This window comes from Serratia sp. LTN-2 (genome assembly GCF_059740205.1).
Genome location: NZ_JCAXDO010000003.1, coordinates 232,122 through 252,448, shown reverse-complemented (window position 1 = coordinate 252,448; position 20,327 = coordinate 232,122). Strand labels below are relative to the sequence as shown.

The window sequence follows — 20,327 nt, the reverse complement described above, 5'->3', positions numbered from 1 at the left end:
ATTCGATACCGAACGGGGAGCACGTCATGAGCACTCTTACCGCGCCCGATGGCGCACGCATTTTCTATAAGGATTGGGGACGCGGCCAGCCGATCCTGTTCTCCCACGGTTGGCCGCTGTCCGCCGACGCCTGGGACAACCAGATGCTGTTTTTCGGCCAGAGCGGATTCCGCGTGATCGCTCACGATCGCCGCAGCCATGGCCGTTCGGATCAAACCTGGTACGGCAACGACATCAATCAATACGCCGACGATCTGGCTTTGCTGATAGAAACGCTGGATCTGCGCGATCTGATCCTGGTCGGCCATTCCACCGGCGGCGGCGAAGTGGCGCGCTATATCGGCCGTCACGGCAGCAGTCGGGTGGCGAAGGTGGTGCTGGTGGGGGCGCCGGCGCCGCTGATGCTGCAGACGCCGGCCAACCCCGAGGGCTCGCCGATGGCGGCGTTCGACGGCATTCGCAGCGGCGTGGCGGGCAACCGCTCGCAGTTCTTCAAAGATTTGGCGGTGCCGTTCTACGGCCTCCACTGCGATGAGATCGAGAGCAACGCGGGGCTTATCGACAGCTTTTGGTTGATGGGCATGCAGGGCGGCGTGAAAGGCCAGTACGACGGCGTGCGCGAGTTCTCCGAAGTGGATTACACCGCCGATCTGCTGGCGATCGACAAGCCGACGCTGCTGGTGCACGGCGACGCCGATCAGATCGTGCCGTTCGAAGCCTCGGCGCAGAAAGCCGCTAAGCTTATGCAACAGGCGGAGCTGAATGTTTACGCTGGCGGCTCACACGGTTTGGCGCAGACCGATCCCGATCGCTTCAACGCCGATCTGCTGGCCTTTATCCAGAATTCGCCATTCTAAGGGGGCGCGATGAATATTACCGATATCGCCGCCCGCTGCGCTCAGCGGCTGCATGCGCCCGCTGTGCGCTGGCTGCTGCTGCTCGCGATTTGCGCCGCCTACATTCAGGGCGGGCTGGTCAAGGCGTTGAATGTCGAGGGCGCGGTCGCCGAGATGACCCACTTCGGCCTGCAGCCGGCGGCGCTGTTCGCCGTGCTGGTGACGCTGTTTGAACTGGCGGCGTCGGCGCTGATCCTGAGCGGTTTTTACCGCTGGCTCGGCGCGTTGGCGCTGGCCGGTTTTACCCTGATGGCGACGCTGATGGCCAATCCGTTCTGGCAGTTCGACGGCGCGGAACGCGGCCAGATGATGAACGGATTTTTTGAACACCTCGGGCTGGCCGGCGCGCTGTTGCTGGTGGCATTTAACGATTTGAAGGAGCGAACGGATGGCTGAACAGACGGAAAACAAGGCGGCGGCGGGCGGCTTCGCGCCGCTGAAAATCCCATTATTTGCGGTGCTGTGGGGCGCGACGGTGCTCGGCAACGTCGGCAGCTTTATGCGCGACGTCGCCAGCTCGTGGCTGATCACCGACCTGTCGAGCAACCCCTCGGCGGTGGCGCTGATGCAAACCGCCGCCACGCTGCCGGTGTTCCTGCTGGCGATCCCGGCCGGGGTATTGTCGGACATTCTCGATCGGCGGCGCTTTCTGATCTTCGTGCAAATCCTGCTGGCCTGCGTCAGCGGCAGCCTGCTGGTGCTGTCGCAGACCGGTGCGCTGACGGTGGAATACCTGCTGGCGCTGACTTTTGTCGGCGGCATCGGCGCGGCGCTGATGGGGCCGACCTGGCAGGCGATCGTGCCGGAACTGGTGCCGCGCGCCGAGCTGAAAAACGCCGTGGCGCTGAACTCGCTGGGCATCAACATCGCCCGCTCCATCGGCCCGGCGGCCGGCGGCCTGCTGCTGGCCAGCTTCGGCGCCGGCGCGGCCTACGGCGCGGACGTGATGAGCTATGTGCTGGTGATCGCGGCGCTGCTGTGGTGGAAGCGGCCGAAGGCCGAAGACAGCGGCTTGTCGGAGCATTTCTTCGGCGCCTTCCGCGCCGGTCTGCGCTATGCGCGTTCCAGCCGTGAGCTGCACGTGGTGCTGCTGCGGGCGGCGGTGTTTTTCGCCTTCTCCAGCTCGGTCTGGGCGCTGCTGCCGCTGGTGGCGCGCCGCATGCTGGGCGGCAGCGCCGGTTTTTACGGCGTTCTGTTGGGGGCGGTGGGCGCCGGGGCGATCCTCGGGGCTATTGTGCTGCCGCGTCTGCGCCAGCGGCTCAACGCCGACGGGCTGGTGCTGCTGGCGGCGGTGCTCACCGCCGTGGTGATGGCGGCCCTGTCGCTGGCGCCGCCGCAGTGGCTGGCGGTGGTGCTGCTGTTGGTGCTGGGCGCCGGCTGGATCATCGCGCTGACCACGCTCAACGGCGCGGCGCAGGGCGTGCTGCCTAACTGGGTGCGCGGCCGCGGCCTGGCCATCTACCTGATGGTGTTCAACGGCGCGATGGCGGCGGGCAGCCTGCTGTGGGGGCTGGTGGCGCAGGAGCTGGGCGTCGCCGCCACGCTGCTGGTCGGTGGCGTCGGCCTGTTGGCGGCGGGGCTGCTGTTCCACCGTCTGCGTCTGCCGACCGGCGAAGCCGATCTGCAGCCGTCGAACCATTGGCCGGAACCGTTGGTCAACACGCCGGTCGAGAACGATCGCGGGCCGGTGATGATTCAGGTGGAATACCGCATCCGCGAACAGGATCGCCCGCAGTTCTTGCGCACTTTGCTGATGCTGGAGCGGGCGCGCCGTCGCGACGGCGCTTACGCCTGGGGCATCACCGAGCATACCGGCGATCCGGAATGCATCATGGAGTGGTTCCTGGTGGAGTCCTGGGCGGAGCATCTGCGCCAGCATCAGCGGGTGTCGCACGCCGACGCCGATTTGCAGCAGGAGGCGCTGGGCTTCCATATCGGCCCGGACAAGCCGGTGGTGCACCACTTCCTGTCGCTGGACCGGCGTCAGGTGAAGCATTAACTGCACGGTCAGACGGTGAGAAGGTGCTATGCTTTTGGTCGGTTCGGCGGCGCGGCCGCCGTAAGACGAATGTAGTCCACACAGGGAGACACATTGATGACGGCACCTTCTGCTTTTGCCCGCGAGCTTGGGTTGCGCTATCCGATCGTTCAGGGGCCGATGAACGGCGCATCGCCGCCGGCGTTGGCGGTGGCGGTGAGCAACGCCGGGGCGCTGGGATCGTGCGCGGCGGCGCTGTTCTCGCCGGAGGTGATCCTCGAGCGCGTGCAGCAGATCCGCGCGCAGACCGCCGCGCCGTTTAACATCAACCTGTTTCTGCTCGATGAACAGCACCCGGATCTCGCCGAGCTGAAGCGCGCCCAGCACCTGCTGCGGCCGTTCCGCGAAGCGCTGGGGCTGAGCGAGCCGCCGATCCCCGCCAAATTTGCCGAAAACAACCGCGACCAGATCGCGGCCTTGCTGGAGGCCGCGCCGCCGGTGGCCAGCTTCACCTTCGGCGTGCTGCCGCGCGCGACGGTCACGCACTTCAAGCAGGCCGGCTCGCGGGTGATAGGCACCGCCACCACGGTGGCGGAAGCCCGCGCCTGGGAAGAGGCGGGCGCCGATTTTGTCTGCGTTTCGGGCGCGGAGGCGGGCGGTCATCGTCCGACGTTCCTCGGCGATATCGAGCAATCCTGCGTCGGCCTGATGGCCCTGTTGCCGCAGGTGGTGGCGGCGGTGAAGATCCCGGTGATCGCCGCAGGCGGCATCATGAACGGTCGCGGCATCGCGGCGGCGCAATTGCTGGGCGCGCAGGCGGCGCAGCTCGGCACCGCGTTTCTGTGCAGCCCGGAATCGGGTATCGCCGACGCCTGGCGAGCGGCATTGCGCAACGCCGGTGATGACAGTACGCGCCTGACACGCGCCTTCAGCGGCCGCCCGGCGCGCGGCATCGTCAATGATTTCATGCGCCAGATGCGCGCGGAGGAGGGACAGATCCTGCCTTATCCGGTGCAGAACGCGCTCACCGGCGATATCCGCCAGGCGGCGGCCAAGGCCGGGCGCGCGGAGTTCATGTCGCTGTGGGCCGGGCAGGGCGTAGGCCTGGCGCGGCCGATGCCGGCGGCGCAGCTGGTCGCCACCCTGGCGGCGGAGTTGGCTGCGCTGTAAGACAGACGGGGCGCCTGGTTCGGCGCCCTTTTTATTGACGTCAGAAGCTGTAGGTGCCCTGCGCCAGGACGAAGTTCATGTCTTTCAGTCCGGCATGTTGCTGCAGGCTGTGGCCGACGTCGAAGTAGACATAGGCCACCTTGAACTGGAGATCGCTTCTCGGCGTCCAGGTGGTTTCGACCTGATACTGATTGCCGATAAAGCGCGAGCCCTGCTCGCTGCCTTTCACCGGGCGCATCGGCCCGAGATAGAAGGCGTCCTCGCGGCGTTGCCGCCATAACGCGTCCCAGCTGAAGTCGATGGCCAGGGTTTGCCACGGCGTGATGGTGACCGAAGGGTGGATGGCGATCAGGTTAGCCGGCGCCACCAGCCCGTTCTCGGTCAGATAGGGCAGCTTGGGGTACATGGCGTTGAAGGTATTGAGCTGCCCGTCATGGCCGTTTTTATCGCCGCTGGCGATGCCAATCTTGCCGCCGAAGCGCGGCTGCCAGCGCCAGTCGCTCACCGTATAGCCGGCGTGCGCCGACGCTGACCAGGCGCGGATGTCGCGCTGTTCTGCGCTGCCGAACTGCCAGGCGGCCTCATTGTCCCAGTCGAACCCCTGTGCCGCGCCGAAAATGCGCGCGCCGACGGTATAGCGCCGCTCTTGCCCGTTGAGCTGTGCGTAATGGGCGTCGTTATCTTCAAAGCCAAAGGTGTAGAGATCGAGCGAAGAAGCCAGCGGCGTCAGCGGCGTGGTGCCGTAGAGCCCCCAAACTTTTTGGCTGTTGTCGGTATCGTCGTCGAAACTGCCGGTTTTAAGGGTGACGGGATGGCCGATAAAGGCGTCGAGGCGGTTTTTATCCTTGGCCCAGCTGGCGCGGATGGCGTCGAAAGAACGGCGCACGTTGGGGCCGTCGCGGGTGCCCATCAGGTGCAGCGAACCCAGCGCAATCTCCTGGCGGCCGACCCGCAGGGTGCCGAGGCCGTAGGCGGTGGGCAGTTTCATATCCACATAGCCCTGGCCGAGATAGGCGCGATCTTCATCGGTCGGCTTGCGCCCATGGTCGCGCATCGTCGCCAGCGAAGATCCCAGCTGGACGTAGGCGCCAAAATAGTCGCCGTAGTCGAGGCGTGCGCCGATCAGCAGGCGCTGCATCAAGGTGTCGTCGCGCCCGCCGCTCAGATCGCGTTGATCCGTCCATTCATAGCGCTCGCGCAGTGAACCGTCGAAAGACAAGGTGGCCGCATCGCCCAACGGGATGTTTTTCCAGGGCGCCGCAGTGGGCTCCGCCGCCAAAGCGGGCAGCGCGGAGAACAGCAAAAGTGCGGGAAGCGTGCGTTTCATCATGGATATCCGAAGAAAAAAGCGCGCCGCAGCGCGCCTTGGGTTTATTTAGCCGTCTGGTGAATTTCGGCGATATAGCCGCCGGGGAAACGCACCAGCGCCGAGGCGCGGCTTTCCGCCGCCGTCGAGCGCCACAGCACCTGCGCGCCGCTGGCCGTCGCTTTGGCCAGCGTGGCCTGCAGATCCTCGACGCCATAGCCGGTGCGCTCATGGCCGAACGGATAAGGCAGGTGCCCGTCGGTGACGAAAATGCGCGTTTTGCCAAAGCGCGAGTCCAGTTCGATTTGGCGGATCTTGCCGTTATCGTTGCGGCCGATCGCTGCATCGCTGACCTGCTCGTCGCGCACGACCTTGCCGTGCGAGAACGCCTGATAGCTTTTCAGGAAGTCATCTACGCGGTAGGCGGAGAGATACAGACGGTTTTCCGGCACGCTCAGCAGCGGCCGGTAGTTGGGCGCTTTGGTGTGCCAATAGAGCTGCATATTGACGCCGCCGGGCCATTGGATCACCGCGTCGCGGCCGATCGGATCGTCGAAAGGCTCAACCTGCACATCGGCGCCGGCGGCCTTGGCTTGTTGAATGGCGGCATCCATATCCCTGACCAGAAAACCGTTGCGCTCGGTGCCGAACGGGTGCGGGATCGGCGTTTTGAAATCGAACACCGAGAAGCTGCCGGCCGGCGTCAGTATCAGCTGGGAATAGGTTTCGCTCGGCGTGGGCGTGACGTTGACCAGCACGCGTTCGGTGCTGGTGCCGCCGAAGGTTTTCAGGATGCTGTCGACAAAGGCATCCATTTTGCCGCGTTCCACATAGACATGCGTGGTGTCGTATTGCGGCCCCACGGCGACAGACGCCGTATCGGCCGCCCATGACATTGCAGGGAGTAGCAGCGCAAGGGCCGATATCCTCAGCCGACGAGAAGAAATACCGATAATGTGTTGCATGATGACCTCCAGGTTGCGGTTATTTTCCTGAGTGCAGCGTAATTTCCTATGGGCTTTCCCGTCGGCTGAAAATAAAAAACCAAAAACGCAACGTGCGTGATGAAACGCTAAGCAGGGGCGAAGTTCTGACGCCCCGGCGAATATGGCGCAGGTGCAGAACATTTATTCTTATTGGCGTAAAAGGTGAGACGCTAGGCCAACAGGCCTGCTGTCGCTAAGGGACGGCGCTGATAATACGGCCCGCCTCGTCGCGTGTTGAAATGAATCGAGGATAATCCATAACGGTCTTCTCCTTGCTGGGATATATCGTATTGGCACGCTGAATTTACGTTCTTCATTGCCCTCTAAATATAAATACAGCATTAAGAGAATTGCCGCCCATCAAATTTTTATATGACTTGTTGAGTAAATACGAATAAGCGAGGAGATGAAATATAACGACGGGCGCTACGGCTGGCGCTGAGCGGAAGCAGTGTTGATCTCGGGAAAAAAACGGCCTGCCGAAGCAGGCCGTTGCGGGGGAGTTTACGCCAGATCGAAACGATCGAGGTTCATCACTTTGTTCCAGGCGGCAACGAAGTCATGGGCAAACTTCTCTTGCGCGTCGGCGCTGCCGTAGACTTCGGCCAGCGCGCGCAGCTGCGCGTGCGAACCGAACACCAGATCGACGCGGGTGCCGGTCCACTTGACCGCGCCGCTGCGGCGATCGCGGCCTTCGAACAGGCCGTCCTCGCCCACCGGGTGCCAGGTGGTGCCCATATCAAGCAGGTTGACGAAGAAGTCGTTGGTCAGCGCCTGCGGCCGCTGGGTGAACACGCCATGCTGCGCGCCGCCGACGTTGGCGCCGAGCACCCGCAGCCCGCCGACCAGCACCGTCATTTCCGGCGCGGTCAGGGTCAGCAGCTGCGCCTTATCGACCAACAACGCTTCGGCCGGCACGCGGTATTTGCCCTTCAGGAAGTTGCGGAAGCCGTCGGCGAGCGGCTCCATCGCCTCGAAAGAGTCCACGTCGGTCTGTTCCTGCGAAGCGTCGGTGCGGCCCGGTGCGAACGGCACCGTCAGGGTCAAGCCGGCGTTCTTCGCCGCCTGTTCCACGCCCGCCGCGCCGGCCAGCACGATCAGATCCGCCAGTGAGACGCGCTTGCCGCCGGTTTGCGCATCGTTGAAGGCGCGCTGGATGCCTTCCAGCGTGGCCAGCGTCGCGGCGAGCTGCGCAGGCTGGTTGACCGCCCAGTCCTTCTGCGGCGCCAGGCGAATGCGCGCGCCGTTGGCGCCGCCGCGCTTGTCGGAACCGCGGAAGCTCGAGGCCGACGCCCAGGCGGTGGAAACCAGTGTTGAGACCGGCAGGCCGGAAGCCAGCACCTTGCTTTTCAGCGCGGCGACGTCCTGCTCGTCGATCAGCGGATGATCGACCGCCGGAACCGGATCTTGCCAGATCAGTTCTTCCTGCGGCACTTCCGGGCCGAGGTAGCGCGCGCGCGGCCCCATGTCGCGGTGGGTCAGCTTGAACCAGGCGCGGGCGAAGGCGTCGGCCAGCTCTTCCGGGTGTTCATAGAAGCGGCGCGAAATCTTCTCGTAGGCCGGATCGAAACGCAGCGACAGGTCGGTGGTCAGCATGGTGGGACGGCGTTTCTTGTTCGGGTCGAAGGCGTCGGGGATGGTTTCGCCGATGTCTTTCGCCACCCACTGGTGCGCGCCGGCCGGGCTTTGGCTCAGCTCCCATTCGTATTCGAACAGGTGGCGGAAGAAGTCGTGGTTCCACTGGGTCGGGGTGGTGGTCCAGGTGACTTCCAGCCCGCTGGTGATGGCGTCTTTGCCGACGCCGGTGCCGAAGGTGCTGTGCCAGCCGAGGCCTTGCTGTTCCAGCCCGGCGGCTTCCGGATCGGCGCCGACGTTAGACGCCGGGCCGGCGCCGTGGGTTTTGCCGAAGGTGTGGCCGCCGGCGATCAGCGCCACGGTCTCTTCGTCATTCATCGCCATGCGGGCGAAGGTTTCACGGATGTCGCGCGCGGCGGCCACCGGATCGGGGTTGCCGTCCGGCCCTTCCGGGTTGACGTAGATCAGGCCCATCTGCACCGCCGCCAGCGGGTCTTCCAGGTCGCGGTCGCCCGAGTAGCGGCTGTTCGGCCCGCCGCTTAACTCCAGCCAGATCTTCTCAGATCCCCAGTAGACGTCGTCCGGCTCCCAGGTGTCGGCGCGGCCGCCGGCGTAGCCGAAGGTTTTGAAGCCCATCGATTCGAGCGCCACGTTGCCGGTCAGGATCAGCAGGTCGGCCCAGGAGATGTTGCGGCCGTATTTTTGCTTGATCGGCCACAGCAGGCGGCGCGCCTTGTCGAGGCTGACGTTGTCCGGCCAGCTGTTGAGCGGAGCGAAGCGCTGCTGGCCTTCGCCCGCGCCGCCGCGGCCGTCGCCGATACGGTAGGTGCCGGCGCTGTGCCAGGCCATGCGGATGAACAGGCCGCCGTAGTGGCCGAAGTCCGCCGGCCACCATTCCTGTGAGTCGGTCATCAGGGCGTGCAGATCCTGTTTGACCGCCGCCAGATCGAGGCTGTTGAAGGCGTCGGCGTAGTTGAAGTCTTTATCCATCGGATCGGACAGGGGGGAGTGTTGATGCAGCGGTTTCAGGCTGAGCTGATTAGGCCACCAATCCTGATTGGTGGTGCCGTCCTGCGGTGCGGGCTGTTTGCCGCCCGAAAACGGGCATTTGCTTTCAGTTGTCATAATGCGCTCTCTGCTTCCGTATTGGGCTCCAGGCGTGGAGCGGTTAACAAGACATGCGGGTAAGGCTTGCGTCGGGTGTTGCGCTAAATAACTGAACTCAATCGATCCACATCGCCCCGGCCGCTAACGGGCAAAGGGCGACTCATGGCTAAGCTTAGTCAGCGGCGGCGGAGAGATAAAATAGGAATGATTGAATACTGTGATAGTTTTCAGCGATTCAAGGCCTTGCCGTTGATAGGCAACGCGGCGCCTTATCGGCGCCGCAGCATGATCTTGAGCACCGCGTCCGCCAGTTTGCCGAACGGGGCGCGCAGCAGATCGGTAAAGTGCCAGCGGCTCTGGATGAAGACGCCTTTGGCGTGGCTCAGCGCCCGGAACCCTTCGATGCCGTGACAGGCTCCCATGCCGCTGGGGCCGATGCCGCCGAACGGCAGATCGTCCTGGGCGAAGTGCAGCAGGGTGGTGTTGACGCTGACGTTGCCGGAGGTGGTGCGCGCCAGCAGCCGTTCCCGCTCTGCGCCGGCCGGCCCGAAGTAGTACAGCGCCAGCGGGCGCGGCCCGGCGTTGATAAGCTCGATCGCCTCATCAATAGCAGCGTAGGTGCGCACCGGCAGCAGCGGCCCGAAGATCTCCTCTTGCATGATCCGGCTGTCGTCGGGTGCGCCGACGATCAGCGTGGGGGCCAGGGTTTTTGGCCGTTCAGACGCAGATTCCGGGCGATGGCCCACCGGAACGATCCGGGCGCCCCGCGCTTGCGCGTCGGCCAGCAGGTCTTGCAAACGCTGATAATGCCTGTCGCTGATGATAGCACCGTAGTCGCTGCCCGTCGGCCCTGTGGGGTAAAACGCTTTGACCGCCGCGTCGTAGAGCGCAATGAAGTTCTCCACATCGTTCTGATGGATCAGCAGGTAATCGGGCGCGATGCAGGTTTGGCCCGCGTTCGACAGCTTGCCGAACGCCAGGCTGTTGACGTCTCTGGCGGTGAGCGCACCGCGCCCCATGACTGCAGGGCTCTTGCCGCCCAACTCGAGCGTCAGCGGCACCAGATTTTTAGCGGCCGCCTGCATGACCTGGCGGCCGATCGCCGTGCTGCCGGTGAACACCAGGTGATCGAACGCCAGTTCGCTGAACCTGGCCCCGATCTCCGGCCCGCCGGTCACCACGGCGACCTCGTCGGCGGGAAACTGCGCCGCCAGCATCGTCTCGATGAGTTGGCTGGTGTGCGGCGTGAGTTCCGAAGGTTTCAGCATCGCGCGATTGCCGGCGGCCAGGGCGGTGGCCAGCGGGATGAGCGTCAAGGATAACGGGTAGTTCCACGGTGCCATGACGCCGACCACGCCCTTGGGTTGGTATTGCACATAGGCGCGCCCGGCCTGGTATGGCAGGGCGACGTGGCGGCGCTCCGGCTGCATAAAGCGCTTCAGGTTGCGCAGCAGATAATCGATCGCCTGCACGGTGACCAGAATTTCCAGAATGTCGGTTTCGTAAGGCGAGCGGTGGCCGAAATCCGCGCTGACGGCCGCCGTCAGTGCGCTGCGCTGGGCCAAAATGGCGCTGCGCAGGCGGCGCAGGGCGGCCTTGCGTTGAGCGATCGTCGGCGCGCCGTCGCGCAGGAAGGCACGGCGTTGGGCGGCAAGCCGTTGCTCCATCGTCATGGCGGCGTCATCTCCTGGCACTTGAATACTCCTGATACCGAGCTTGTTGGGTGGGGGTACACCGTCTGCAGAACTGCATTTGACCTTAAAGTAAGGTTTAAACCTATACTCGTTAAGCGATCAACGCAAGATCGCCGGCCAACCGGGATGAGGGAGCTTGCCATACCGGCGTCGTGAGCACTATCCGTCTTATTTTCTGACAATGTGTAAATGGGAGAAACGACATGGGTTACGTAACGACCAGCGATGGCGTCGAGATTTTCTACAAGGATTGGGGCCCCAAAAACGGCAAGGTTATCTACTTCCACCACGGCTGGCCGCTGTCCAGCGATGACTGGGATGCCCAGATGCTGTTCTTCGTGAACCAAGGGTTCCGCGTGGTTGCGCACGATCGCCGCGGCCACGGCCGCTCCAGCCAGGTGTGGGAAGGGCACGACATGGATCACTACGCCGATGACGTCGCTGCGGTGGTGAAACACCTCGGCGTACAGGGCGCCATGCACGTGGGCCACTCGACGGGCGGCGGTGAGGTGGTGCGCTATATCGTGCGCCACGGCGAGGATAAGGTGTCCAAGGCCGTGCTGATCAGCGCGGTGCCGCCGCTGATGGTGAAAACCGACGCCAATCCGCAGGGCACGCCCAAAGCGGTGTTCGATGATTTCCAGGCGCAGCTGGCCGCCAATCGGGCGCAGTTCTACTATGACGTGCCCGCCGGCCCGTTCTACGGCTATAACCGCCCGGGCGCCAAACCCTCTGAGGCGATTATCTGGAACTGGTGGCGGCAGGGCATGATGGGCGGCGCCAAGGCGCATTATGACGGCATCGTCGCCTTCTCGCAGACCGATTTCACCGAGGATCTCAAGAAGATTGCCATTCCGGTGCTGGTGATCCACGGCGACGACGATCAGGTGGTGCCTTATCAGGATTCCGGCGTGCTGTCGGCCAAGTTGGTCAAAAATGGCAAGCTGCATACCTACAAGGGCGCGCCGCACGGCATCCCGACCACCCACGCCGATCAGGTCAATGCCGATCTGCTGGCGTTCGTGAACAGCTAAGAACAGCGCCCAGGGGGACGCTCCGCCGCCTGGGCGCTGCTTGAGGGATATCCCTCATTGCGGCCCCGCCGGCGGTTATTTAAGCTGAACGGGCAATGCAACGGTGAATATGGAGATAATCATGACTGATTCAGTGTCCAACGATCGTAATCCCACCCCGGATGTGGCGGAAGACAACGCGTTCTTCCCATCACCTTACTCCCTCAGCCAGTACACCTCGTCCAAGACTGACTTCGCGGGCGCCAGCTACCCGAACGCCTATCGCGGCGGCAAGTGGAAGGTGCTGATGATCGCCTCGCAGGAGCGCTATCTGCTGATGCAAAACGGCAAATTCTTCTCTACCGGCAACCACCCGGTCGAGATGCTGCTGCCGATGTACCACCTGGATCTGGCCGGTTTCGAGATCGATATCGCCACACCGTCCGGCGATCCGGTGAAGCTGGAGATGTGGGCGTTCCCGCATGAGGATGAAGCGGTCAAGGCCACCTACGAGAAGTACCGCAGCCAACTCAAGCAGCCGAAAAAGCTGACGGAGGTGGTGAAGGATCTGGATGGCGGCAATTACCTCGGCGTTTTCATTCCCGGCGGCCACGGTGTGCTGAATGATATCCCGTTCAGCGAAGAGGTGAAAAAGACGCTGCACTGGGCGCATGACCACGATCGCTACGTGATCTCGCTGTGCCACGGGCCGGCGGGTCTGCTGGCGGCGGGCATCGGCGAGCGCAAAGAGGATTTCCTTTATCGCGGCTATGAGATGTGCGTGTTCCCGGACTCGCTCGATACCGGCGCCAACATCGACATCGGCTATATTCCCGGCCCGATGCCCTGGCTGGTGGGCGAACGCCTGCGCGATCTGGGCGTCAAGATCGTCAACGCCGACATCACCGGCAAGGTGCATAAAGATCGGCGCCTGCTGACCGGCGACAGCCCGCTGGCTTCCAACAACCTCGGCAAACTGGCGGCGGAGACGCTGCTGGCCGACGTCGCCGCGCGATGAGCGACGAGCTCGCGCAGCGCGCTTTCCAGACGGCGTTGGCGATGGAGTATGAGCGAACCCTGTCCGCCATTCAGGGGCGGGTTCGCACCTTCGCCGCACCGTTCGGCTTCGACCGCTTTGTGCTGTTCTCCGCCTCCGCTGCGGCGGAAGCGGGGATAGAGCATATCTATTGGGTCGAGGGCGACTGGTTCGGCGACGGTGAGGCGGTCGATGCGCTGACCTACGTGCGGCACTGCCCGGTGACCCGGCACATGCTGCGGGCCAGCGAACCGTTCTTCTGGACCAAAACCCGGGCGGAGCAGGGAGAGCGCTACCGGATTGTGCGCACGCCGCGCGGCGCGGGGCTGCACGGCGTGCAGATCCCGGTGTTCGGCCCCGCCGGCCTGGAGGGGGCTGTCAGCCTGGGGGGCGAGCGCATCGACACCTCGCCGCCGGTGCGGTTGGCGCTGTCGCTCGTGGGCACGGCGGCCTTTCTGGCGGCGCGGCGGCTGTTCGAGCCGGCGGCCGTGCAGGAGAGGGGGCGTCTGTCGGCGCGCGAGCGCGAGGTGCTGAGCTGGACCGCCATCGGCCGGCGCCAGGCGGATATCGCCGCGATGCTCGGCCTGTCTGAACGCACGGTAGAAAACCATCTGCGGCGCATTCGCCAACGGCTCGGCGCCGCCACCACCGCGCAGGCGATCGGCGTGGCGATCCGCCTGGGGGAAATCGCCCCCGAGCGCCGTTAGCCCGCCGCCATTTGCCGCAACAACCACTCGCGCAGCGCAATGATATCGGAGCGCTGCGCGGTCTCTTCGGTGGCCACCAAATAGTAGTTGGCGCCGGGCAATGACATCTCGAACGGCGCGTCCAACACGCCGCGCTGCAACAAATCGCGCGCCAGCAGCCGGCTGGCGATCACCACCCCCTGACCTGCCACCGCCGCCTGCAGCGCATGGGTTTCGTCGCTGAAGGTCAGCCCGGCTGCCACGTTCAACCCCTCCGGCCCGTAGCGCCGCCGCCAGTTTTCCCAGGTCGGCGCGTCGGCGGGCACCTGCCGATGTTCCACGTGAAACAGCGTCACCCGCTGCAAATCCTCGCTGCGCTCCAGCGCCAGCGCCGGGCTGGCCACCACGATAAAGCGATCCTCATGCAGCAGGGTGCAGTGAAGATCGGTTTCCGGCGTTTCGCGGTAGCGGATAGCGACGTCCACGGTGCGCTGGTTGAGATCGACGCGCTCGACGCTGGTGTGCAGGCGCAGATCGATGGTGGGAAACTCCGCCTTGAAATCCGCCAGACGCGGCACCAGCCAGTGGGTGAGAAAATTGGAGGTGGTGGTGACGGTCAGCGCCGGCGGCAGCTGAACGCGGGTGATTTGGGCGACGGACTGCTCCAGCGCGGCGAAGGCGCGCTGGGTGCCGGCATACAAGATCTCGCCGGTCTCGGTCAGGCTGACGCCCTGCGCGCTGCGCTCGCACACCCGGCATGCCAGCACCGACTCCAGCAGCTTGATCTGATGGCTGACCGCCGTCGCGCTGACGCCCAGCTCCTCGGCGGCCAGCTTGAAGCTGAGACAGCCGGCCACGGCGTGGAAGGCGCGCAGCGCGCCCAGCGGCGGCAAACGGGTTTTTCTCATGGCTGAGTTATTCTCATCTAAGGCTGAAAACTATGAGTTTGTCTGACCGAGTATACAAGAGATAGGCTACCGACATGTGAACAGGGAAATGAATTTATTTCATCATTTCCACCTTATCGGGAGTGAACGATGAGCCTCTATATCAACAACGGCGCCCTGGGCGCCATGGAACATACGGGAACGGCGGCGAGCGCCCTGGCGCTCAGCGTGCCGGTGGCGGCGGGCGCCTTGCTGCTGAAGATGGAAAGCCTGCTGGGCATCGGCGCCACCCTGACGCTGCTAACGGCCTTGGCGCTGGCGTTTCTTGGCGGCGGCGCGCTGGCCCGCTGGCGGACGCTGCGCAATGGCCCGGCGTTGATCGTTCTCCGCTACGGCTTTTTGCTGGCGGCGGCGGGGTGGTTATTCACGCTGCTGATGCTGTTCGGTGGCCATGACTGGCTGGCCCTGCTGCCGGGCATCGCCCTCGGCGGCCTGGGCCAGGGCGTGGCCTATCGCACGGCGGTGGGGGAGAAAGGCGCGCTCGCCGTGGCGTACCGTTTGACGACGATAGTGACCATCACGGTGGTGGTGGTGGCCGCTTTGCTGGTGCAGACCTATGCCGCGCCGGAGATAAAGGGAGCCTGTTTCGCGCTGGCGCTGCTGGTCGATTTGGCGCTGCTGGGGGCGCTGATGGCGCAGGTTGCGGAGCGGGATGGGGAGTGAGCCACCGCGTTGAAGGTAAACAGCCCGCCGGGGGAAACGGGCGGGCTTTATTTAGGCGGCCGCCAGCTCTTGCGGCGTAACGGTTTGCAAACCGACAAGCTGGATGGCCGGTTGCTCCAGCGTGATGCCAAAGTCACCCTGGCCCCAATTGTAGATATTGACGACGTGCTGATTGAGCGCGCTTGTGCCCTGCATGAATATCGACAGATCCTGCGTATGCGTTTGCGCGTTGTAGTTCAGCGAGAAGCTGCTGTTTGATCCTTCGGCGCCGAAGGCCAGCAGGTGGTTATCGATAGACAGGGAAGAGGCCTGTAAAAAGCCCAGCTCAAAGCTGTCGTCGATATAGATATTGTGAGTCTGCTTCACCGGAATATTCAGCAGGCTGTTGGGAAAAGGCACATCGTTGGACAGCATGCTCAGGTTTACGCCGAGATAATCCTGCGGCGCACTCCCACCCGGCACAGTGGTATAGCCGTGCTCGAAGCGAATTTCGCTGGAGCCTTTGCCCAGGTTAACCTCCAGGCCGTTGGCCGGCGTCAGCACCCGATCGTTAAAGGTGACGTTATCCTTAAAGTCCGTCAACTTCACCGCCTCGATGTTGTACAGCCCGTCCTTGAAGCCATACAGCCCGATGCCGTTTTTCTCGATCACCCCGCGCCCGCCGTAGCTGCCCTGAGCGTCAAACTTCAGGTTTACCCCGTGCGACAGGCTGGAATAATCGACCGTATCATGGCCGCTGCCGCCGTCGATGACCGTCCAGCCGTAGTTGCCGGCGTTGTTTTGCCAGCCGCGCGGCACGCTGATGGTGTCGTCGCCGCTGCCGGTGTTAACGGCGATATTGCCGAACGCCAACGTGAAATCATCGTCATGCAGCGTACCGACGCGGTACAGATTCGGCGTGGACAGCACGTCGGCAATGTCGTTGAAAATCGCCGAGCCTATATCCAGCTTGCCGGGAATAATGCTGCCACCGCCGGTCACGCTGCTGCCGTAGGATTCGGTGTAGAAATCACGCGCCGCCTCGGCGGCCAGGCGGATGGTCTCGTGGCCAATGCCCAGGGTGGTCAAATAGGTGGGCACTTCGCCCGCCAGCAGCGTTTCAACCACGTAACTGAGGTTTTTCATCTGCATGGAGACCTGCGCCGCCGCAATCAGATCGTAGGTGCCGCCTTCCACCTTAAAGGCCGAGGTGTCGTTGGTCGCCACCCATTCGGTAAAGAACGAAGTGTCGCCTAAATAGGAGAACAGCGTGGTGCCGGCCCAGGGGGAATAGTTGGGGGCACCGGTCGAGGAGGCGTCGGTGAACACTTCGGATGCCGCCGCACCGGCGTCGATCAGACCAACCTCGTGAATATCCGGCACTTTGGCGCTGGTGGGCGGGGCATCCGGCAGCGGCGCGTTAGGATCGCTGCTCAGATCGACGCCAAACAGCGTTTTGGCGAAGTTTTTGGCGATGTTGTCGGAGGCGTTCTGAATGCGCGTCTCCCAGTCATCGGGGACATGCCCGGTGCGCAGCTCATACTGCAGCTTGGTTTGGTCGCGAATGTAATGGGCAAACGCCCCCTGATTTGAGTTCACGCCATAGGCGCCTTTAATCCAGGTATAGACCGCGATATCCACGCCCTGAATAGGCTGGTTGGCATGGTTGGGATCGGTGAGCGCATCGACGGAGGCGGCATACACGGCCGGCCAGTCGCCGGCTTTGGCAGCCTCCCAAATCGCTTGCAGTTTTTCTCGGTCGGTAATGACGTAAGCCATATAAACACTCCTTGTTGCTGAGAGATTGCTTAGAAATTCAACATGATGAATGGAGGTGCGCGATGGAATAAACCGAAACCCGTACAGCCAGAAACGCGCATGCCGCGAGCCGCAGCGAACGATGGGCAGCAGGCACCCATAGCGAAAGGATAGACGCAACTTGCCGAGCGCGAGAAATTCGCTTATCGATTGTTTTTACAGGATTATTGCTGTAAATCGGCGGGTTAACCCGCGTATTGGCGTCAGGAAGGAATATCCGTCAGCTGAGTTAGGAATCTTCTTAGATAAAAGAGTGGGTTTCGCTGGTGGGGGTTGGCCAAACGTTGGCGTTATGGCGGGGGAGGCGGTGAGATGTTGGCCTGGTTTTGTTGCCGGGCATCATCCTTACAGCCTGAGCCTACCGTGCCTCTAAGGATGGCTTACAGGCAGACGAGGGGCAAGGGGAATAAATATCGCGGTTGTTGCGGTATCTGCTTTGCTGATTCAAGCCTATGTCATGCAGGGCGTGAGAGGGATCTGTTTCGTCCTGGCACTGTTGGTTGATTTGGCTCTGTTGGGGGGGGGGGGGGGGGCAATTGAGCGGGTTGGGGCCTGAGCTGTCATGCTGAAGGTAAATGAGAGGATGTATAGAGGCGATGATGGTGGTATTGCTTTACTGCTGGATATTGTTTTTGACAGGCTAGGATGTATCGCTCTATGGCGATAAATGAAAGAGGTATTCGCTGTTGTTACCAAGATGATTACGATAACTTTTTTGTTTTTGTTGATTAGGGAACATTGGGAGGGAAGATGAATGCCGACTTTTTTCATTAAACATTTCTGCGTGGTATTTTCTAGATGGTTAGTCTGCGGGCCTATTTTTCGTCATAGACAGGCCTTGAGAAAATAAAAGTATAATACCGTGAGATTAGTATAGATTGCTAAATTAATCAGCATGCTATGCTTGTTAATGACAAAGTCATGACTGTTTGAATAAAAATTAAATATGATGGTATGTAAGAATATTGAAATTAAAGCTCGGGGGGCATGTACAGATTATGCTAGCAAAAACTGATGCTATGTAATTGGTAGTGTGAGAGACCAAGAAACATCGCACTCTGGATGCGCTCCTGCATAAAGAACAACAATATAGTTAATGTCATCGTGCTGAATAAAATGATAATAAATTCGGACTGCAGCAGCACTGCTCGTATTATCACCTTTTTTAAGGTGCATTTCCGAAGAGTATTTTTCTCTCGATGTGACGCTGGCAACCTCAAGGTGGGTCATGATCCCCCCGGTTTGAGCATGTTCAATACCCCTGTCACGAAAGAAAACGTCGATTCTGCACCCGAGGGGATGTTGTAATAATTCAGACAAGGCATCCGCAGCATTTTTCATAAACGATTTTCTATGCGAAGCGACTGCATCACATTTCTGGTAGACATGAGGGGAGAAAACAACTCTTGGGTTCGCTACTGCTATTTGTTTGTAATAATCTGAGATGCTTACCTCTGGTTCGTTTATAGCAGGTAGTAGGTCAGTTATCTTCTTAAAGAAACTATTGAAAAAATTTGTATCGGGCTTTTTTTTACGCGATATATAATCAGGCCAACCATTAGTACCGGCTTCTGGAACTATGAGTTTTGCACCGAGCTCGACAGCAGCATTAAGTTCACTCCCCATTTCATCAGTAATTTCGCAATAAGGTAATTGGATGATATGAAGATTCTCGTATTCTTCATCTTCAACTTTTAACCATTCACGAAATGCAAGAAGCGCATCATGTGGAGTTGGAACAATCCCCAAATTACCCTGTTTTCCTACATCAGCTAGCACCTGGTAACAGCGAATTCTCCGTCTGTTACACTCAGAAGAAAAACGTTTCGCTTGAGATTTAAACATTCCGATAACAAAAATTGTTTCCATATTTAAATCTCACCTGTTACTGCCGGGATTTAAATAATAATGTATTCATAATCGTTGGAAGAACCATTTGCGAAATATCGCACTCAGTCATCAGATCAAGCAATTTGTGTGCTAATTGTCTAGGGGGGAGGGCCTCCATCGGAATAAAGCTATCTGCAAACATGTTGCTAATAGAGTTGTTTTCTTTTACATGAGATGAGTGTGACGCACTGGAGATGCAGAGCTCATCGAATGGAATATGATTTTTCTCCGCCCAAATATTTATATCGTTTATGATACGAGGGATACGATAATTACGCCACAACGTTCCATGTGCTCCAAGCGACTTCATAAATGTAGCATTAAGTACACTTGAATATTTATCACCGATCTGAGCTGAAATAACTTGTTTTTCAGATTCGCCAAGTGGGGCATCTTTCAAAAAGTCACGCATCCAACTTAACTGAACTGACTCAGGAATTGGAGTTATTTCCACAAAGGAACTGGGATTGGACTTTACTTCTATCTCTTCATTTGTATGTTGAGAGGAAATAAAATGTACGACATGTTTTGAATGTTTATTAAAAAAACGCTTTCTTAAAATATCGGGATTTAGAAACGCTTGCCAGACATCACTACGAATAACAACATTTTGATGTGCTGTCTCGGAAACTAACGGTTGCTGGACAAATGATGAGCTAATCTTCTTATAAACATGGACATCGCTCTCACCTGGAATCCGAACAACTTTAACAATATCTCCATGTAGCCTTTCAAGGTATACGGAGAATTTCGGATATCCTTCTTTCTGTGGATCGAACTTTGTTAGGCCTCGGGACGCAAAAATGGTTTGCAGGCGTTGCATGAGGCGTGCGCCAAGTTCATAACTTTGTTCAGGAATGAGTGTAGGAAGGGCTTCAGCTACAGTTGTATGTTGTTCTACCATGGATTCTCCTTAAAGTTCGATGCGATGCATCTGGAAATACTGTCACAGAGTGTGACAAGCATCTCCAGATAAGAAAATATTAGCATCGAGTTCCTTACTATAAGCCACGTCGGCCAGTGGGCAGAACCCGGCACCCCACGACACATTGGCGCTGCTTAAGCTCCTGAGAAGATTGAAAATAAGTAGTTTCGATACGTTTCTCAGAATAGCTCTCAAATTCGAGCGTGATGAAAGCATACGCTTTTATAGGGGAAAGTCAAATCGTCTAAGCGTACCTAGGGGCACTTTCCCTGGAACTTCTCACAGTTTAGAAATCTCAACTTGTTTGAACTACTGTGACATAAGACAGATTTTCCCTAAAAAAATCACAAAAAGCCCGCTCAGGTTTCCCTGAGCGGGCTTCTCTAAATATGGCTCCTCTGACTGGACTCGAACCAGTGACATACGGATTAACAGTCCGCCGTTCTACCGACTGAACTACAGAGGAATCGTGTGAACGGGGCGAATAATAGCGAGGCGCCGCAGGCATGTCAAAGGCGGATTACACATTCTGTGACTGTTTGCTTACAGAATGCGCAACCCGTTGAGTTTTTTGGCAGATTTAGCCCTCGATCGCCCGCTGCAGGCGCAGCTGATAGCGGTAAATGCCGGCGGTGAGCAGGTAATCCCGGTGCACGCT

Annotated in this window: 16 protein-coding genes and 1 tRNA gene; 8 read left to right on the top strand and 9 right to left on the bottom strand. The window is 60.3% G+C overall.

Going from position 1 to position 20,327, the window contains the following annotated elements:
• The first annotated feature begins 26 nt into the window (after positions 1–26).
• The 4 genes from AC6BYQ_RS08355 to AC6BYQ_RS08340 all read left to right on the top strand — a co-directional run bounded on the left by AC6BYQ_RS08355 (position 27) and on the right by AC6BYQ_RS08340 (position 4,044).
• Positions 27–857, top strand: coding sequence for an alpha/beta fold hydrolase (locus tag AC6BYQ_RS08355; protein ID WP_498056687.1), 831 nt, complete (start codon positions 27–29; stop codon positions 855–857).
• A 9-nt stretch (positions 858–866) separates the two neighbouring features.
• Positions 867–1,292: a DoxX family protein gene (locus tag AC6BYQ_RS08350; protein WP_019452447.1), complete on the top strand. Its 426-nt coding sequence runs from the start codon at positions 867–869 to the stop codon at positions 1,290–1,292.
• Positions 1,285–2,895, top strand: coding sequence for an MFS transporter (locus AC6BYQ_RS08345; protein WP_019452448.1), 1,611 nt, complete (start codon positions 1,285–1,287; stop codon positions 2,893–2,895). Before AC6BYQ_RS08350 ends, AC6BYQ_RS08345 begins: the two co-directional genes overlap by 8 nt.
• 96 nt (positions 2,896–2,991) lie before the next feature.
• Positions 2,992–4,044, top strand: a complete 1,053-nt coding sequence (locus tag AC6BYQ_RS08340; RefSeq protein ID WP_498056686.1) for an NAD(P)H-dependent flavin oxidoreductase — start codon at positions 2,992–2,994, stop codon at positions 4,042–4,044.
• Positions 4,045–4,084: 40 nt separating this feature from the next.
• Here AC6BYQ_RS08340 and AC6BYQ_RS08335 read toward each other — a convergent pair whose 3' ends face one another.
• The 4 genes from AC6BYQ_RS08335 to AC6BYQ_RS08320 form a co-directional block, all read right to left on the bottom strand.
• The gene (locus tag AC6BYQ_RS08335) at positions 4,085–5,374 is read right to left on the bottom strand and encodes an alginate export family protein (protein ID WP_435980824.1); all 1,290 of its coding nucleotides are present in this window, start codon (positions 5,372–5,374) and stop codon (positions 4,085–4,087) included.
• A gap of 41 nt (positions 5,375–5,415) precedes the next feature.
• Positions 5,416–6,315, bottom strand: a complete 900-nt coding sequence (locus AC6BYQ_RS08330; RefSeq protein WP_025160326.1) for a VOC family protein — start codon at positions 6,313–6,315, stop codon at positions 5,416–5,418.
• A gap of 525 nt (positions 6,316–6,840) precedes the next feature.
• On the bottom strand, positions 6,841–9,036 hold the full coding sequence (gene katG, locus AC6BYQ_RS08325) for a catalase/peroxidase HPI (protein ID WP_019452452.1): 2,196 nt from the start codon (positions 9,034–9,036) through the stop codon (positions 6,841–6,843).
• A gap of 251 nt (positions 9,037–9,287) precedes the next feature.
• Positions 9,288–10,712 (bottom strand): coniferyl aldehyde dehydrogenase, encoded by a 1,425-nt coding sequence (locus tag AC6BYQ_RS08320; protein WP_498056685.1) that lies wholly within the window; start codon positions 10,710–10,712, stop codon positions 9,288–9,290.
• A 203-nt stretch (positions 10,713–10,915) separates the two neighbouring features.
• Between AC6BYQ_RS08320 and AC6BYQ_RS08315 the strand changes: the two genes are divergently transcribed.
• The 3 genes from AC6BYQ_RS08315 to AC6BYQ_RS08305 all read left to right on the top strand — a co-directional run bounded on the left by AC6BYQ_RS08315 (position 10,916) and on the right by AC6BYQ_RS08305 (position 13,468).
• Positions 10,916–11,746, top strand: coding sequence for an alpha/beta fold hydrolase (locus AC6BYQ_RS08315; protein WP_019452454.1), 831 nt, complete (start codon positions 10,916–10,918; stop codon positions 11,744–11,746).
• Between the two features lie 121 nt (positions 11,747–11,867).
• Positions 11,868–12,743: a glyoxalase III HchA gene (hchA, locus tag AC6BYQ_RS08310; protein ID WP_019452455.1), complete on the top strand. Its 876-nt coding sequence runs from the start codon at positions 11,868–11,870 to the stop codon at positions 12,741–12,743.
• Entirely contained in the window at positions 12,740–13,468 is a 729-nt protein-coding gene (locus AC6BYQ_RS08305; protein ID WP_019452456.1) for a PA1136 family autoinducer-binding transcriptional regulator, read from the top strand. The genes hchA and AC6BYQ_RS08305 overlap by 4 nt, the downstream gene beginning before the upstream one ends.
• On the opposite strand, the gene AC6BYQ_RS08300 is transcribed toward AC6BYQ_RS08305, so the two are convergent.
• Positions 13,465–14,355 (bottom strand): LysR substrate-binding domain-containing protein, encoded by an 891-nt coding sequence (locus AC6BYQ_RS08300; RefSeq protein ID WP_498056684.1) that lies wholly within the window; start codon positions 14,353–14,355, stop codon positions 13,465–13,467. The two genes, AC6BYQ_RS08305 and AC6BYQ_RS08300, sit on opposite strands and share 4 nt — an antisense overlap.
• 129 nt (positions 14,356–14,484) lie before the next feature.
• Here AC6BYQ_RS08300 and AC6BYQ_RS08295 point away from each other — a divergent pair, with 129 nt between their 5' ends.
• Positions 14,485–15,057: a hypothetical protein gene (locus tag AC6BYQ_RS08295; protein ID WP_498056683.1), complete on the top strand. Its 573-nt coding sequence runs from the start codon at positions 14,485–14,487 to the stop codon at positions 15,055–15,057.
• 51 nt (positions 15,058–15,108) lie between these two features.
• On the opposite strand, the gene AC6BYQ_RS08290 is transcribed toward AC6BYQ_RS08295, so the two are convergent.
• The 4 genes from AC6BYQ_RS08290 to AC6BYQ_RS08275 all read right to left on the bottom strand — a co-directional run bounded on the left by AC6BYQ_RS08290 (position 15,109) and on the right by AC6BYQ_RS08275 (position 20,135).
• On the bottom strand, positions 15,109–16,815 hold the full coding sequence (locus AC6BYQ_RS08290; RefSeq protein ID WP_498056682.1) for a hemolysin: 1,707 nt from the start codon (positions 16,813–16,815) through the stop codon (positions 15,109–15,111).
• 1,056 nt (positions 16,816–17,871) lie between these two features.
• Positions 17,872–18,723: a hypothetical protein gene (locus tag AC6BYQ_RS08285; RefSeq protein ID WP_498056681.1), complete on the bottom strand. Its 852-nt coding sequence runs from the start codon at positions 18,721–18,723 to the stop codon at positions 17,872–17,874.
• A 16-nt stretch (positions 18,724–18,739) separates the two neighbouring features.
• The gene (locus AC6BYQ_RS08280; RefSeq protein ID WP_498056680.1) at positions 18,740–19,648 is read right to left on the bottom strand and encodes a hypothetical protein; all 909 of its coding nucleotides are present in this window, start codon (positions 19,646–19,648) and stop codon (positions 18,740–18,742) included.
• A 411-nt stretch (positions 19,649–20,059) separates the two neighbouring features.
• Positions 20,060–20,135, bottom strand: a tRNA-Asn gene (locus tag AC6BYQ_RS08275).
• Positions 20,136–20,327 lie beyond the last annotated feature (192 nt).